This window comes from Clostridium pasteurianum (assembly GCF_001705235.1).
In the GTDB taxonomy this organism is placed as follows: domain Bacteria; phylum Bacillota; class Clostridia; order Clostridiales; family Clostridiaceae; genus Clostridium_S; species Clostridium_S pasteurianum_A.
In genome coordinates this window covers 4382927-4399538 of the sequence record NZ_MCGV01000001.1, presented here as the reverse complement: position 1 = coordinate 4399538, position 16612 = coordinate 4382927, and the positions used below count along the sequence as shown (strand labels likewise).

Annotated in this window: 16 protein-coding genes; all 16 read left to right on the top strand. The window is 30.3% G+C overall.

From position 1 onward, the window contains the following. Positions 1-21 precede the first annotated feature (21 nt). Entirely contained in the window at positions 22-291 is a 270-nt protein-coding gene (gene rnpM / locus BEE63_RS19780) for an RNase P modulator RnpM (protein WP_066023305.1), read from the top strand. Then, positions 281-589 carry a ribosomal L7Ae/L30e/S12e/Gadd45 family protein gene (locus BEE63_RS19775; RefSeq protein ID WP_066023024.1) on the top strand — a complete coding sequence of 103 codons (309 nt, stop codon included), beginning with the start codon at positions 281-283 and terminating at the stop codon, positions 587-589. The genes rnpM and BEE63_RS19775 overlap by 11 nt, the downstream gene beginning before the upstream one ends. A gap of 15 nt (positions 590-604) precedes the next feature. Further along, positions 605-2710, top strand: a complete 2106-nt coding sequence (gene infB / locus BEE63_RS19770; protein WP_066023023.1) for a translation initiation factor IF-2 — start codon at positions 605-607, stop codon at positions 2708-2710. A 33-nt stretch (positions 2711-2743) separates the two neighbouring features. Further along, on the top strand, positions 2744-3109 hold the full coding sequence (rbfA, locus tag BEE63_RS19765) for a 30S ribosome-binding factor RbfA (RefSeq protein ID WP_066023022.1): 366 nt from the start codon (positions 2744-2746) through the stop codon (positions 3107-3109). Beyond that, the gene (locus BEE63_RS19760; RefSeq protein WP_066023021.1) at positions 3096-4064 is read left to right on the top strand and encodes a DHH family phosphoesterase; all 969 of its coding nucleotides are present in this window, start codon (positions 3096-3098) and stop codon (positions 4062-4064) included. The genes rbfA and BEE63_RS19760 overlap by 14 nt, the downstream gene beginning before the upstream one ends. Before the next feature lies 1 nt (position 4065). Further along, entirely contained in the window at positions 4066-4935 is an 870-nt protein-coding gene (gene truB, locus BEE63_RS19755) for a tRNA pseudouridine(55) synthase TruB (RefSeq protein ID WP_066023020.1), read from the top strand. Between the two features lie 11 nt (positions 4936-4946). Continuing rightward, positions 4947-5858 (top strand): bifunctional riboflavin kinase/FAD synthetase, encoded by a 912-nt coding sequence (locus BEE63_RS19750; RefSeq protein WP_066023019.1) that lies wholly within the window; start codon positions 4947-4949, stop codon positions 5856-5858. A gap of 128 nt (positions 5859-5986) precedes the next feature. Continuing rightward, positions 5987-6250: a 30S ribosomal protein S15 gene (gene rpsO, locus BEE63_RS19745; RefSeq protein WP_066023018.1), complete on the top strand. Its 264-nt coding sequence runs from the start codon at positions 5987-5989 to the stop codon at positions 6248-6250. A gap of 233 nt (positions 6251-6483) precedes the next feature. After that, on the top strand, positions 6484-8592 hold the full coding sequence (pnp, locus tag BEE63_RS19740) for a polyribonucleotide nucleotidyltransferase (RefSeq protein ID WP_066023017.1): 2109 nt from the start codon (positions 6484-6486) through the stop codon (positions 8590-8592). A gap of 120 nt (positions 8593-8712) precedes the next feature. Then, positions 8713-8988: a YlmC/YmxH family sporulation protein gene (locus BEE63_RS19735; RefSeq protein WP_066023016.1), complete on the top strand. Its 276-nt coding sequence runs from the start codon at positions 8713-8715 to the stop codon at positions 8986-8988. Positions 8989-9001: 13 nt separating this feature from the next. Then, positions 9002-10207 carry an aspartate kinase gene (gene dapG, locus BEE63_RS19730; RefSeq protein ID WP_066023015.1) on the top strand — a complete coding sequence of 402 codons (1206 nt, stop codon included), beginning with the start codon at positions 9002-9004 and terminating at the stop codon, positions 10205-10207. Positions 10208-10259: 52 nt separating this feature from the next. Beyond that, positions 10260-10961: a ClpP family protease gene (locus BEE63_RS19725; protein WP_066023014.1), complete on the top strand. Its 702-nt coding sequence runs from the start codon at positions 10260-10262 to the stop codon at positions 10959-10961. Positions 10962-11006: 45 nt separating this feature from the next. Beyond that, positions 11007-13271, top strand: coding sequence for a DNA translocase FtsK 4TM domain-containing protein (locus tag BEE63_RS19720; RefSeq protein WP_431732492.1), 2265 nt, complete (start codon positions 11007-11009; stop codon positions 13269-13271). Positions 13272-13368: 97 nt separating this feature from the next. Beyond that, positions 13369-14706: a 30S ribosomal protein S12 methylthiotransferase RimO gene (gene rimO, locus BEE63_RS19715; RefSeq protein ID WP_066023012.1), complete on the top strand. Its 1338-nt coding sequence runs from the start codon at positions 13369-13371 to the stop codon at positions 14704-14706. After that, a complete protein-coding gene (gene pgsA / locus BEE63_RS19710; protein ID WP_066023011.1) occupies positions 14690-15301 on the top strand; it encodes a CDP-diacylglycerol--glycerol-3-phosphate 3-phosphatidyltransferase in 612 nt (203 codons plus the stop codon). The genes rimO and pgsA overlap by 17 nt, the downstream gene beginning before the upstream one ends. 252 nt (positions 15302-15553) lie before the next feature. After that, positions 15554-16603 (top strand): recombinase RecA, encoded by a 1050-nt coding sequence (gene recA, locus BEE63_RS19705; protein WP_066023010.1) that lies wholly within the window; start codon positions 15554-15556, stop codon positions 16601-16603. Positions 16604-16612: the final 9 nt, after the last annotated feature.

Here is a 16612-nt window from a genome sequence, read left to right as displayed (position 1 = left end):
TAAAGGACGGTGGTTGTTATGTTGAAAAAAAGAAAGATACCTCAAAGAATGTGCACAGGCTGCATGGAGATGAAACCCAAAAAAGAGCTTATACGAATTGTAAAAAGCAAGGATGGAGAAGTATCTGTAGACATGACAGGTAAAAAGCCTGGAAGAGGAGCATACATATGTAAAAGTGTGGAATGCCTTGAGAAAGCAGTAAAGCAAAAAAGATTAGAAAAAAATCTTGAAATCAAGGTAGATGATGAACTTTATAATAAACTTCGAAATGAGGTTACTGATGAACAATAAATTTCTTCAATTTTTAGGTATTGCTCAGAAAGCTGGAAAATTAGTAATAGGTTATAATAAGTGCGAAGAACTGTTGAAAAAAGGCAAAGCAAATCTTATAATACTTTCAAAAGATATTTCTATAAACAGTAAAAAAAAGTTTGAAAAATATTCATTGGAACATAATATTGATGTTGTAAATATATTTTGGAGCAGTGAACTTGGAAATATTCTTGGAAGGGAAAGTATAAAAGTAATATGCGTTGTAGATGAAAATATAGGTCAAAAATTGAAAAGTCTATTAATTGAAAATAATTAACTGGGGGTGTAGCATTTGCCAAAAGTAAGAATATATGAATTATCAAAAGAATTAGGTAGATCAAGTAAAGAACTTATTGCTTTGCTCAAGGATGAGTTTGGTATAGAAGTTAAAAATCACATGAGCGTTATAGATAAAGAAGATGCTGATTTAATAACAGAAATGCTTTCAGAAAAGAAAGATGAAAATAGTGATGAAAAGCCTAATTTAGTAGAAGAATATGAAGAAATGATTGACAGCAGCATAAAGGTTAGAAAAAATAAAAAAATAAAAAATAAAAATGGTAAAGAGGATAATACAGCGGCTTCTTCAAATGAGACAGATGCTCAAGAGCAAGAATTTGATGACATAATAGAAATAGCAAAAACAATAACTGTAAAAGAATTATCTGAAAAATTAAAAAAGCCAACAACAGAAGTAATAAAACAACTCATGTTTATGGGTGTAATGGCTGCAATAAATCAAGAAATAGATTTTGATACTGCTTCGAAGGTAGCTTCCAAATTTAACATTGAGGTAGTACTAAAGGCAGAAGAAGCAGATAAGAAAGAGCTTAAGAGTGAATTCGAAAGTGAATTCGAAGGCGAAGAAAATGAAGATGAAAGCAATTGGATAAAGAGACCGCCAGTTGTAACAGTAATGGGCCATGTTGACCATGGAAAAACTTCTCTTCTTGATGCTATAAGAAAGTCAAGTGTAACTGAAACTGAAGCGGGTGGTATAACACAGCATATAGGTGCATATACCGTAAAAATGCACGATGGTAAAGTAACATTTTTGGATACTCCAGGTCATGAAGCCTTTACCGCAATGAGAGCAAGAGGCGCTGAGATAACAGATGTGGTAATACTAGTTGTAGCAGCAGATGATGGAATTATGCCGCAAACTGAAGAAGCTATAAATCATTGTAAAGCAGCTAAAGTACCAATAGTTGTTGCTATAAATAAAATAGATAAACCTGGCGCTAATCCAGATAGAGTTAAACAAGAACTTACTGAATATGGTTTGGTTCCTGAAGACTGGGGCGGTGATACAATATGTGTACCAGTTTCAGCTAAAACAAAAGAAAGTCTCGATAATTTAATAGAGATGACTATTTTAACTGCTGATGTTATGGAATTAAAGGCAGATCCTAAAAGACATGCAAGAGGAACAGTAATAGAGGGAAAACTTGATAAAGGAAGAGGCCCAGTTGCATCATTAATTGTACAAAATGGAACTTTAAAAGTTGGAAATTCTATAATAGTAGGTTCTACTTATGGAAGAATAAGAGCTATGTTTGACGATAAAGGCAAAAAAATTAAGTCAGCAGGACCGTCTGTTCCAGTTGAAGTTTTAGGACTTTCTAACGTTCCTGAAGCAGGAGATAAATTTAATGTTGTTAAAGATGAAAAAACAGCAAGAAATATGGCAGAAGCCAGAGTTGAAAAATTAAGAAGTGTTAACTTAGCTTCAAAACACAAGGTTTCTCTTGAAGATTTATATAAACAAATACAAGAAGGAAAGGTTAAGGAACTTAGCATAATAGTAAAGGCAGACGTACAGGGTTCTGTAGAAGCTGTAAGGCAATCTTTTGAAAAACTTTCAACTGATACAGTAAAAGTTAGAGTTATTCATGGAGCTGTAGGTGCAATTACAGAAACTGATGTTATTTTAGCAAGTGCATCTAATGCTATAATCATAGGGTTTAATGTAAGACCTGATAATAACGCATCAGCTTTAGCTGAAAAAGAAAATGTAGATATAAAAACTTACAGAGTAATATATAATGCTATAGATGATATAAAGGCTGCTATGGTTGGTATGCTTGATCCTGAATTCAAAGAAGAAGTTATAGGAAATGCAGAAGTTAGAAATATATATAAAATATCAAGTGTTGGAACTGTTGCAGGTTGTTATGTAACTTCAGGGAAAATAGTAAGAAACAGCAGTGTTAGAATAGTAAGAGATGGTATAGTTATATTAGAGGGAGAATTAGCCTCACTTAAAAGATTTAAAGATGATGCTAAAGAAGTAGCTAAAGGCTTTGAATGTGGTTTAACTATAGAAAACTTTAATGATATAAAAGAAGGAGATGTCATCGAGGCATTCCAAATGGTAAAAGTCAAACAGGAAGGTTAAAATAAATCTGCCTATAAAAAGGAGCGATGTTCTATGGCAAAATATAGGGCAGGAAGAATAAATGAAGAAGTAAAAAAAGCAGTAAGTAATATTATACAAAATGATATTAGAGATCCTCGTTTTACTTCTATGGTAAGTGTATTAAAAGTAGATGTTACTAAAGATTTAAAATATGCTAAAGTCTTTGTCAGTATACTTGGTGATGATGCTAAAAAGAAAGAAACTATGGAAATACTTAAGAAAAGTGAATCTTTTATAAGAAAAGAACTTGGTTATGCTGTTAAACTTAGATGTACACCTGAAGTAATAATAGAACTTGATAATTCTATAGAAAAGGGTATGCATATTGATGCTATTTTAGAGAAAATTAAGGGGAATAGCAAAAATGATAATAGATGATATAATTAATAAAATTAAAAGTAGTAATAAACTTGCTATAACTTTTCATATATCACCTGATGGTGATTCTATTGGATCAAGTTTAGGACTTTTAAATGCACTTAGGAGCATTGGCAAAAATGCATATATTTTAAGTAAAGAAGTGGTTCCTGAATCTTTTGGCTTTTTAAATTATGCTTCTGAAATAACAGGAACTGCTTACGATATAACTGATGATACTGATTTACTTATAACTTTAGATTGCGGCGATATAGAAAGATTAAATTTTAATAACTCTATAATGGAGTCAAAAAATAAGAGCTTTTTTGTAATAAATATAGATCATCATGTTACTAATGATTCCTTTGGAGATTTAAATTTTGTTAATACCAAGGCTGCATCGGTAGGAGAAATTATATACGATATACTTTTAAGAGCTAATATGCCAATTGATAGGAATATTGCTGCTTGTTTATACACATCAATACTTACAGATACAGGATCATTTAGATTCTCTAATACAACAGAGCATACACATGCTGTAGCTGGTGCTTTAATTAGCACAGGACTTGATTTTAGCGAAATACATAGAAAAATATTTGATAACAAAAAGTTTGAAGCATTTAAACTTCAAGCTTTGGTATTAAATGATATGTATTTAACTTTTGATAAGAAACTGTGTGTTATGAAAGTTACTAAAGATTTTCTTAAAAAATCAGCGGCAGAGGATGCCGATACTGGAGACCTAGTCTCTATGGGGTTAAAAGTAAATACTGCTGAAGTATGTATTCTCTTAAAAGAAAAGGATGACTGTATTAAAGTAAGTCTTAGATCAAAATCTTATGTAGATGTTAGAAAAATAGCAGAAAAGTTTGGCGGCGGTGGTCATGTTAGGGCTGCAGGTTTATCTATAGATTCAATAAATATACTTGAAGCAGAAAGAATGCTTCTTTCAGAAATAGAAAGTGAATTATAAAATGGACGGAATAATAAATGTATGTAAACCGCCTAATATAACATCCTTTGGTGTCGTAAGGGAAATAAAAAAAATTTCAAAAGAAAAAAAAGTTGGTCACACAGGAACTCTTGATCCAATGGCTTCAGGAGTTTTACCTGTTTGTCTTGGAAAAGCTACAAAAATTGTTGATTTTGTTATGAATGGCAAAAAATTATATGAAGCTGAGATGAAGTTAGGAGAAACAAGTGATACCTATGATAGAGAAGGAAAAGTATTAAGCAGTACTGAAGTTACTTTAAAAAATGATGATATAATTAATGCTATTATGAGTTTTAAGGGCGAAATTTCACAGGTGCCTCCTATGTATTCAGCTTTAAAGGTTAATGGAAAAAGGCTTTATGATCTAGCAAGAAAAGGCATAGAGGTAGAAAGAGCTTCAAGAAAAATAGAAATTTATGATATTAAAATCATAGATATAAGTATTCCGTTTGTTAAATTCTATGTTGAATGCTCAAAGGGAACTTACATAAGAAGTTTGTGTTATGATATAGGAAATAAATTGGGCTGTGGTGCATTAATGTTTAATCTTACAAGGTGTGCTTCGGGTAATTTTAATATACAGCATAGTGTAAAATTAGAAGATTTAAATCAGGATAATATTTTAGAAAATTTAATTCCTATAGATGAATGTTTAAGGGATTATGATAAAATTACTGCAAATAGTAAATTTGAAAAATTGCTTGTTAATGGTGTTAACATTTGTGATAAAAGATTTGTATCAAGCATATTAGATAGTAAAATATATAGAGTATATAATGAAAAAAGTGTATTTTTAGGTCTTGGTAAATTAAATGAAAAAGGATTTAAAATGATTAAACTATTAACTTAGGAGAAAGATTTATGGAAGTTTTAAATGATAGTTTTAAGATTAAATTTAATTACAAAACTTATATTACAATAGGAAGTTTTGATGGGATTCATATGGGTCATTTAAGTTTAATAAACAAGACTATAGCACTAAGTAAAAGCAGAGGCTCTAAGAGTATGTTAAGTACATTTAAAGAGCATCCTCTTAATGTAATAAATAAAGCTGCTGCACCTAAGATACTGATGGATAATGAAACTAAAATAGATATATTAAAATCTTGTGGACTAGACATTGTGAATTTTTTTGATTTTAATGAAAAAATAATGCAGATGATGCCAGAAGATTTTGTATTAAATATGTTACAGCACTATAATATGAAAGGTATAATAACTGGATTTAATCATAGATTTGGCTATAAAAACCTAGGTGATGTAAATTTACTTAAAACTTTAAGTAAAAAATATAATTTTGAACTTTATATACTACCACCGGTAACTTTTAAAAATGAAATAGTAAGCAGTACTAGAATAAGAAACTGTATAATAGATGGGAATATAGAAGATGCGAATAATATGCTTTTAAGACCTTTTTCTATTAAGGGATCTATAGTTCATGGCCGGGAGATAGGTAGGAAAATAGGATTTCCAACTGCGAACTTAAAGTATAATTCCAAGTTTATCTTGCCTAAAAATGGAGTATATTATACTAAAGTTTATTATAATAGTGCGGAATATAAAGGTATAACTAATATAGGTACTAATCCTACTGTAAATGGTGCTAAACTTACAATAGAAACCCATATGTTAGATTTTAATGAAAATATTTATGGAAAAGAAATAAAGTTAAGTTTTATTAAGAAAATACGCGATGATATTGTTTTTAAAAATATAAATGAATTAAAGGCACAGCTGGAAAAAGATAAGAATTTTGCATACAAACAGTAATATTAATAAATAATAATTTACATTTTAAAAAATTTTTGATATACTATTAAAGTAAACCTTATGCTAAGAGTATTGAGCCACCGACGATATTCTTGGAATATGGGGATAATATTTTGGAGGTGTTTGTTTTGGATAAAGCAAAAAAACAAGAATTAATTAAAACATATGGAAGAAAAGAAGGAGATACTGGTTCTCCAGAAGTGCAGATTGCATTATTAACAGAAAGAATCAATCATTTAAATGAGCACTTAAAGTTCCATAAGAAAGATCACCACTCAAGAAGAGGTCTTTTAATGATGGTTGGTAAAAGAAGAGGTCTTTTAAATTATCTTGAATCTGTAGATGTTGAAAGATATCGTGATATTATTAAAAAATTAGGTTTAAGAAAGTAAAAGTAGTGGAAGAGGGAGCGGTTCATACCGCTCTATTATTTTAAGTGACAAATTTGTCAAATCAAATAATAATAGTATAATTTATGTTTCGGTGATATATTTCTATTAAATTATGCTATTCTTATTTGATTTATGTATCACTTCAAAACATTACTTTTACTTTGAACTGATACATAAATTAAATAAATTTTTTTATACTATTAATGTAAATTCATATAAGGAGGTAAAATTATATGTTACATGTTTTAGAAACAGATATTGCTGGAAGAAAACTTAAAGTTGAGTGTGGTAAAACAGGTATGCTTTCAGATTGTGCTATGTTCATAAGTTACGGCGATACTGTTGTAATGATTAATGCTAATGCCTCAGAAAAACCAAGGGAAGGTATTGATTTTTTCCCTTTAAGTATTGAATATGAGGAAAGACAATATTCTGTAGGAAAAATACCAGGTGGATTTATAAAAAGAGAAGGTAAGCCATCTGAAAAATCAATTTTACATGCTAGAGCAATAGATAGACCTTTAAGACCTTTATTTCCTAAGGGTTATAGAAATGATGTTCAAATAGTATGTACTGTTATGTCTGTAGAGCAAGATAATTTGCCAGAGATATTAGCTATGAATGGAGCATCGCTTGCACTTTGTTTGTCAGATATTCCATTTAACATACCAGTTGGAACAGTTTCTGTTGGATATGTAGATGATAAGCTTGTAATTAATCCTACTTTAGAAGAAAGAGAAAAAAGTTCTCTTGATTTAACTGTTTGCGCTACAAAAGAAAGAGTAATGATGTTAGAAGCTGGTGCTAAAGAAATACCAGAGGATTTAATGATCAAAGCAATTGATTTTGGATTTAATGCATGTCAAAAAATAGTTGAGTTTCAGGAAAAAGCAATGAAGGAATTTGGAAAAGAAAAAGTTGTTCCTGAATTATATCATCCTAAGGAAGAAATCGAAAAGGATGTTAAAGATTTTGCTTTTGATATGATTAAAGAAGTTATGTACATAACAGATAGAGATGAAAGAAATGCTAAGCTAAAAGAAATAAAGGAAAAAATTTCTGAAGAATTCGGAGAAAAATATCCTGATGATGGTGCAGACATTGATGAAGTAGTTTATACTCTTCAGAAAAAGGTAGTTAGAAATATGCTTTTAAAAGAGCATAGAAGACCTGATGGAAGAGCATTTGACGAAATAAGGCCTATAAGCTGTGAGGTTGGTCTTCTACCTAGGACTCATGGAAGTGGATTATTTACAAGAGGATTAACTCAAGTTATGACTGTTGCTACTCTTGGACCAGTCGGAGATGCTCAGATAATTGATGGTTTAGGTGTAGAGGAATCTAAAAGATATATGCATCATTATAATTTTCCACCATATTCTACAGGTGAAACAAAACCATTAAGAGGACCAAACAGAAGAGAAATTGGTCATGGAGCTCTTGCTGAAAAAGCTCTTGTTCCACTTATACCTTCAGAAGAGGAATTCCCTTATACTATAAGACTTGTTTCAGAAGTTTTAAGTTCTAATGGTTCAACTTCACAGGCAAGTGTATGTGGAAGTACATTAGCCTTAATGGATGCAGGTGTTCCAATAAAAAGACCAGCAGCAGGTATTGCTATGGGACTTATCACAAGTGAAGATCTTTCTGAAGAAGCTGTTATTACAGATATTCAAGGATTAGAGGATTTCTTTGGAGATATGGATTTTAAAGTTGCTGGTACTGAAAAAGGTATTACTGCAATTCAAATTGACACTAAAATTCATGGTATATCAAAGAATTGTATTAGTGAAGCTATAAATGGTGCAAGAAAAGCAAGATTATTTATACTTGATAAAATAACTAAATGTATACCTGAGCCTAGAAAAGAATTGTCACAATATGCGCCTAGAGCGTATACTATAACTATAGATACGGATAAAATAAGAACTCTTATTGGTGCTGGTGGAAAAACTATCAATAAGATAATAGATGAAACTGGTGTTAAGATAGACATAAAAGAAGATGGAACTGTATTTGTTTTATCAGATAATGCTGAATCTGCAAATAAAGCTCTTAAAATGATAGATGATCTTACAAAAGATGTTAAACCAGGCGAAGTTTATTTAGGGAAAGTAACCAAAACTACTAACTTTGGGGCTTTTGTTGAAATACTTCCTGGAAAAGAAGGCCTTGTTCATATATCAAAGCTTGATGTAGTTAAGGTAAATAAGGTAGAAGATGTAGTTTCAGTTGGTGATGAAATATTGGTTAAAGTTACTGATATAGATCGTCAAGGAAGAATAAATTTATCAAGAAAAGATGTTTTAAAACAAAACGAAAACAAATCCAAAGAAAAATAATCAATCAATGATAGAAGGGCTTAATTGCCTTTTTATTTTTAACATATTTAAATTGAGGTTATAAATATATATGCAAATACATAATATTTTAATAACAATTTTAAATATGGAGGTTAGATTATGAGTGACAACAATAAATTATACAGTGAAATAGAGAAATATGAAATTATTAATATAAATGATGGTGAAAAATATTCTACTCTTTCAAATAATGATATAATTATTGATGACGATGGTAGCATGAAGTCTTTAATCATAGGAAACAACTCTACTGGTTTCTCCTTTTTTAGCAAGAACGATTTTTTTGAAGTTGACTGGCAGTATGTAAAAAAAATTGGTGCTAGGACAATAATTATGGATGTAGACAATTCAGTAATGAAAAAAAATCGTTTGTAATTGGAGGAGTACTATGAAGATTGTTGTTCAAAAATTTGGAGGGACATCTGTATCAACGCCAGAAAGACGAAAATGTGTTATAGAAAAAGTATTATCTGCTATAAATGATGGCTTTAATCCTATAGTTGTAGTTTCTGCAATGGGAAGAAAAGGTGAACCTTATGCTACAGATACTCTTCTTTCTCTTATAGACAGTGATTTTAAAAAATCGAACAAACAGGCTTTAGATTTATTAATGAGCTGTGGAGAAATTATAAGTACTGTAATAATGAGTAACGAATTAAAAAAAGCTAAAATAAATGCTATACCAGTTACTGGTGGTCAAGCAGGTATACTAACAGATGATAATTATACTAATGCAGCAGTAAAAAAGGTAAAGCCAGAAAACCTTTTGAATATTTTATCTCTTGGTAAAGTACCTGTTGTTGCAGGTTTTCAGGGTAAGAGTGAAAATGGATTTTTCACAACACTTGGAAGAGGCGGTAGTGATGTAACAGCTTCATTAATAGGTTCTGCTGTCAAAGCTCAAAAAATAGAAATTTATACAGATGTGGATGGCATTATGACTGCAGATCCAAGAGTAGTAAATGATGCTTCTTTAATAGAAAAAATAAGTTATAACGAAATATTTGAGTTCGCGGAGCAGGGTGCTAAAGTAATACATCCAAGAGCAGTTGAAGTTGCAATGAAGAGTGATATACCAATTATGATTAAAAATACTTTAAATCATTGCAGCGGTACTTTAATAAATAAATCTGGTGATACTTCAAATAAAAATATTATAACAGGTATAACTTCCTTAAGTGGACGAGTTCAAATACGAATAAGTTTAGAAAGTAATAAAAAGGCAGTAGATTCAACGGAATTTTTTAATAATCTAGCACTTAATAAAATAAGTATAGATTTAATAAATGTTTTTCCAAAGGAAAGTATATTTACAATAGATGAAAAAGATTTAAATAAACTTGAAGGAATACTTAAGCAGTATAATATTAAGTATTCTTTAGAAAAGAATTGCAGTAAAATTGCAGTTATAGGTAGTAGAATTTGTGGTGTTCCAGGAGTTATGGCAAGAATTTTGAAGGCAATTACTAAAGAAGGTATAGAGGTACTTCAAACTGCTGATTCACATATAACAATATGGTGCCTTGTAAAATCTAATTTAAAAGATAAAGCTATTAAATCTCTCCACGATGAATTTAATTTAAATAATAAATAAGTATAGTTTATTTAAACCTGCACACAATATTTGTAGTGCAGGAGGGATTTTAATGAGTGATGAAAATAATAATAACAGTCAGGAAAATGCTAATCAGGAAAATACTAATAATGATACAGAAAAAAATGACAGTAATAATGAAGCACCTAGAGATATAGAATTTATACAAATTATAGGTCAAATTGAAGGTCATGCAATATTGTCTTCTCAAACTAAGACAACAAAATATGAGGAAATCATTCCACAACTTATGAATGCAGAGTATAATCCAGAAATAAAAGGTGTTCTTATAATACTTAACACAATAGGCGGTGACGTTGAAGCAGGTCTTGCTATAGCAGAAATGATAAGAAGTTTAAGCAAGCCAACAGTATCTCTCGTTATAGGTGGAGGACATTCAATTGGAGTGCCACTTGCTACAGCATCCAATTATTCATTTATATCACCTACAGCGACCATGATAATACATCCAATAAGAATGAATGGTCTTGTTATAGGAGTACCGCAAACATTTCAATATTTTAATAAAATGCAGGAAAGAATATCAGAATTTATAGTAAGAACTTCTAAAATGAAAAAAGAAACACTACAAGAACTTATGCTTAAAACTGATGAACTCTTAAATGATATGGGGACAATTTTAATTGGAAAACAGGCAGTTGATTACGGTCTTATAGATGAAGTTGGAGGAATAAAAGAAGCAATAGGTAAACTCAGAGAAAACATGAATAAAAATGAACCGAAGAAACCATAGGCTATATTTACCCTATGGTTATAATATAGTTAAGAACTAAAATACATATTAATAATAGAGGTGATATATTTGCCGAGAAGTAAGCATTATAGGAAAAATAATCAAAAAAAAGTTTCTGAGAGTACTTTAAATAGTGACATAGCAGGTATATCAATTTTTAGCTTTGGAACATTTGCTGCATTGAGCATGTTTTTTACTAACTTTGCTGGAATTATTGGCAGCGGAATGAAGAAGCTTTTATTTACATTAGTAGGTATAGGTGCATATATATTTCCGTTGTTATTGATGTTTATAGGTGTCTGCTACATAATAAAAAGAGGAAGAATAACTTTTAGCAAAAGATTTTATGGAGTTAATTTATTAATCATCAATACTCTTATGCTCATACAGATGGAAAAATTATCCCTGTATTATAACGGAAATGTTTTAGCTGGAATAAAAAAAATTTATGCTTCAGTAGATACATTTCACGGTGGAATAATTTCATATCTTATAGACATACCTATATATAAATTATTTGGGAAAGGATATTTATTGATATTTGTAACTCTTTACATAATATCATTTCTTTTAATTTCTCAAAAATCATTTAGTGATTTGCTTAAAATGTTCTTTAAAAGAGAACCTCAGAAGGAAAAACCTCATATTGATGATACTAAGAAAATGGAATATGATGATTCCAAAGATAATGATGAAACTTTAGTTAAAAAAATTAGAAATAAAGTAAAGATTGTTGACTTTATGAAAAATGAAGGAAATTTGGAAAATGGTAATGATGGACAACCTGCCCAAGAAATTGCTGTATTTGATTCTTCAGATAAAACCGAAAATGATACTAAAGTTATAGGAGCAGAACTTGAAAATGCTATAGAAAAACATTCTTCAAATGATGTGGATATTAAATATGATTTTCCGCCGGCAAGCTTATTAAATATAAATGAAACTTCTAAATTAAAGAAAAGTGATAAAAAAGAACTTCTGGCAAGTGCAGAAAAGCTTACAGATACTTTGAATAGTTTTGGGGTAGATGCAAAAGTAGTACAGGTTTCAAAAGGACCTTCTGTAACAAGGTATGAACTTCAACCAAGTGCAGGAGTCAAGGTCAGCAAAATAATTAATCTATCAGATGATATAGCATTAAATTTGGCTGCATCAGGTGTTAGAATAGAAGCTCCAATACCTGGAAAATCAGCCATAGGCATAGAAGTTCCTAATAAGGAATTAACACCTGTCTTCTTAAGTGAAGTAATTCAATCAGAAACCTTTGCTAATTCAAAATCAAATTTAGCTTTTGCACTAGGAAAAGATATAGGTGGAAATTGTGTAGTTACGGATCTTACAAAAATGCCGCATCTTTTAATTGCTGGAGCAACAGGTTCAGGTAAAAGTGTATGTATAAATACCCTTATAATAAGTCTTCTTTACAAATGTGCACCAACAGATGTAAAACTTCTTATGATAGATCCTAAAGTTGTTGAATTAAGTGTATATAATGGTATTCCGCATCTTTTAATTCCTGTTGTTACTAATCCTAAAAAGGCGGCTGGAGCTCTAAATTGGGCTGTAAATGAAATGACAAAACGTTATAAACTATTTGCTGAAAATAATGTTAGAAATATAGAGGGATATAATGAACTGTATCATAAAGATAAAGTTGAAAATAAACTTCCATGGATAGTAATAATAATTGATGAGTTAGCTGATCTTATGATGGTTTGTCCAAATGATGTTGAAGAATATATAGGACGACTTGCTCAAATGGCAAGAGCGGCTGGAATGCATCTTGTAATAGCAACGCAAAGACCTTCGGTAGATGTAATAACTGGAGTTATAAAAGCTAATATTCCTTCAAGAATTTCTTTTGCTGTATCAAGTCAAATAGATTCGCGTACTATTTTGGACATGTCAGGAGCAGAAAAACTTTTAGGAAAAGGTGATATGCTGTTTAGTCCAGTTGGAGAATCAAAACCTCTTAGAATACAGGGAGCATTTATTGCTGAAGAAGAAGTTGAAAGAATTGTAAGTTTCATAAAAGATGAGACTAGTGAGGCGCAATACAAAGAAGAAATAATAGAGCAAATCAATAATAATGTTTCAAAATCCGAAGGAGATGAAGATGAATTATTGGATGAAGCTTTAAACATAATTATTGAAAACAAGCAGGCATCAACATCACTTATACAAAGAAAGCTTAGAATAGGTTATAACAGAGCAGCAAGAATAATGGACCAATTAGAAGAAAAAGGTTATATATCGCAAAAGGACGGAACTAAACCAAGAAATATTTTGATAGATAAGAATGATTTATAAAATTTGCATTAAATAATCTAAAAATCCTTGTTAATTTATCTATAAAGTAATAAAATATAACTTGTATTTAACGTGTGGATTGCTAGGAGGAAAAAACTTGAATAAATTAAAATTTGGCCTAGTAAGTTTAGGCTGTGATAAAAATAGGGTAGATAGCGAAATCATTCTTGGCTTTATACAAAACACCTGTGAAATCGTAAATGACCCAAAAAAAGCAGATATAATTCTCGTGAATACTTGTGGGTTTATAGATTCAGCAAAGCAGGAATCTATAAATACAATACTTGAGATGAATAAATATAAAGAGAAGTATAATTGTAAAATGTTAATTGCAACTGGATGCTTGACTCAAAGGTATGGTAAAGAATTAAAAGAACTTGTACCTGAAATTGATGCTATTTTAGGAGTAAATGATTATAAAAATTTAGACAAAGTAATAAATGACTTTTTTAATGTCGGAAAGAAAAATATTTATTGCAATTATAGTGATAAAGAAATAAATGAGGGGAAACGACTTATAACATCTGGCAGTTATTCATCATATATAAGAATTGCAGAAGGTTGTAATAATTGTTGTTCTTATTGTATAATTCCACAAATACGCGGAAAATATAGAAGTAGAAGCTTTGAAAAAATAATTGAGGAAGCAAAAGAATTATCGAAAAATGGAACAAAAGAACTAATTCTTATAGCTCAGGATACTACTAAGTATGGAGTGGATTTATATGGTAGGAAAAGATTGCATGAACTTTTAAGGGAATTATCTTTAATTGACAATATTGAATGGATAAGAATAATGTACTGCTATCCTGAAGAAATAACAGATGAACTTATAAATGAAATATCATCTAATAAAAAAGTATGTAATTATATTGATATGCCGATACAACATATAAGTGACGACATTTTAAAGAAAATGTTTAGAAAAACTAGAAAACAAGAAATATTAAACAAAATAGAAAAAACAAGAAGCAAAGTACCTGATATAACTTTAAGAACATCACTTATTGTTGGATTTCCTGGGGAGACAGAAGAAAATTTTAGTGAACTTTGTGATTTTGTGAAAAACATAAAAATCAATAACCTTGGAGTCTTTGAATACTCTAGAGAAGAAGGTACAAAAGCAGCTTTAATGCCTATGCAAATTAGTGATGATGTAAAGGCTAAAAGAAAAGAAACTATAATGATTATTCAGCAGCAGGTATCAAAAGAAATTAATTCGAAGAAGATAGGCAAAATTTATAAGGTTCTAATTGAAGGCTTTAATGGTGAATATTGGTATGGCAGAAATTTTGAAATGGCACCTGACATAGATGGTAAAGTTTTCTTCAGATCCAAAGCTAAACTTCAAGTTGGAAATTTTATAGACATAAAGGTTACAGAAAACCTAGAATATGATTTAATAGGGGTTGTATATAATGAATCTAGCAAATAAGTTAACTTTAATGAGAATTTTTTTAGTTCCTATATTCTTAATATTTATTGTAGTGCGTCAAATTCCTTTTGGAAGAAGTATAGCTACATGCATTTTTATAATAGCTGCAATAACAGATAAATTAGATGGCTATATAGCACGAAGCAGAAATCAAATAACTAATTTTGGTAAAATAATGGATCCTCTTGCAGATAAACTTTTAGTATCATCAGCTCTTATTGCTTTAGTAGAATTTCATGTTATCCCTGCATGGATTGCTATTGTAATAATAGCTAGGGAATTTGCTGTAACAGGTTTAAGAAGCGTTGCTGTTAGTGAGGGAATTGTAATTGCTTCAAGTTGGTGGGGAAAAATTAAAACTGTATTTCAAATAATCGCTATAGTATTTGCTTTATTGTACATAAATTGCAGGAAAAATTATGATTTTAGGAGAGTAATGGATCAAATAAGTTACTTTCGTATTCATGCCACAGGAGTAGTGAAATTTTTGCGATACAGTACCGATATTGCACTGGGCATAGCACTTATTGTAACTATAATTTCAGGCATAGATTATTTTATTAAAAATAAAGATGTTTTTATGAATGATAAATAATGATTAATTTTCTACAAACTGGATAATAATAAAAATAGAAAATTCTTTTTAGGAAATTTTTATTTATCTAATTCCGTAAAAAATGTAGTTAAATTGATTTCATAAAAGATATAACTAATTGTAGAGTGTCCTATGCACTCTACAATTTCTCATTTAAGTGATTTTACTATATTGACAAACATTGAAATTACTATATAATAAATATATAGAACAAATGTTCGAAGAAAGGTTGGTGACCCCTTAAGGGATAATATGGATAATGAAAAATTAAAAGCCATTGATGCGGCTATGAGTCAGATAGAAAAACAATTTGGAAAAGGCGCTATAATGAAATTAGGTGAACATGAGATACGAAATATTGATTCAATCTCAACAGGATGTTTATCTTTAGACATAGCGCTCGGAATAGGTGGTGTACCAAGAGGAAGAGTAGTTGAAATATATGGACCAGAATCTTCAGGTAAAACAACAGTTGCACTTCATATATTAGCTGAAGCACAAAAAAAGGGAGGAGCAGCAGCATTTATAGATGCTGAACATGCATTAGATCCTCAATATGCAAGAAGATTAGGTGTAGATATTGATAATTTAATAGTATCACAGCCAGATACAGGGGAACAGGCACTTGAGATTGCAGAAGCTCTTGTTAGGTCAGGAGCTATTGACGTTCTTGTAGTTGATTCTGTAGCAGCTCTTGTTCCTAAAGCTGAAATAGAAGGTGAAATGGGAGATTCCCATGTAGGTTTACAAGCAAGGCTTATGTCTCAAGCACTTAGAAAATTAACAGGTGCTATAAATAAATCCAACTGTATTGCTATTTTCATAAATCAACTTAGAGAAAAAGTTGGTATAATGTTTGGAAACCCAGAGACAACTCCTGGTGGAAGAGCTCTTAAATTCTATGCTTCTGTTAGAATGGATATAAGAAAAATAGATTCCATAAAACAGGGTGAAGAAATGGTAGGTAATAGAGTAAGAGTTAAAGTTGTAAAAAACAAAGTTGCGCCTCCTTTTAAACAAGCTGAATTTGATATCATGTATAATGAAGGTATTTCTCGTGAGGGAAACATAATTGATGTTGGTGTAAAAGAAAACATAGTTCAAAAAAGTGGTGCATGGTTCTCTTATGGTGACATCCGTCTTGGTCAGGGAAGAGAAAATGCAAAGCTATTTTTTAAAGAAAATCCTGAAATAAGAGACGAAGTTGAAAATAAAATAAGAGAAAAATATCAATTACCAATTCAGCAAGCACCTAAAGATACTGCTGCAAATAAAAAGGAAACTGGAAAGATCAAAAAATAGTTAAAAGGT

Coding starts and splice junctions, on each gene's coding strand:
- BEE63_RS19775 (WP_066023024.1), top strand. CDS start 281: ATGAACAATAAATTTCTTCAATTTTTAGGTATTGCTCAGAAAGCTGGA.
- rbfA (WP_066023022.1), top strand. CDS start 2,744: ATGGCAAAATATAGGGCAGGAAGAATAAATGAAGAAGTAAAAAAAGCA.
- BEE63_RS19760 (WP_066023021.1), top strand. CDS start 3,096: ATGATAATAGATGATATAATTAATAAAATTAAAAGTAGTAATAAACTT.
- truB (WP_066023020.1), top strand. CDS start 4,066: ATGGACGGAATAATAAATGTATGTAAACCGCCTAATATAACATCCTTT.
- BEE63_RS19750 (WP_066023019.1), top strand. CDS start 4,947: ATGGAAGTTTTAAATGATAGTTTTAAGATTAAATTTAATTACAAAACT.
- pnp (WP_066023017.1), top strand. CDS start 6,484: ATGTTACATGTTTTAGAAACAGATATTGCTGGAAGAAAACTTAAAGTT.
- BEE63_RS19735 (WP_066023016.1), top strand. CDS start 8,713: ATGAGTGACAACAATAAATTATACAGTGAAATAGAGAAATATGAAATT.
- dapG (WP_066023015.1), top strand. CDS start 9,002: ATGAAGATTGTTGTTCAAAAATTTGGAGGGACATCTGTATCAACGCCA.
- BEE63_RS19725 (WP_066023014.1), top strand. CDS start 10,260: ATGAGTGATGAAAATAATAATAACAGTCAGGAAAATGCTAATCAGGAA.
- pgsA (WP_066023011.1), top strand. CDS start 14,690: ATGAATCTAGCAAATAAGTTAACTTTAATGAGAATTTTTTTAGTTCCT.
- recA (WP_066023010.1), top strand. CDS start 15,554: ATGGATAATGAAAAATTAAAAGCCATTGATGCGGCTATGAGTCAGATA.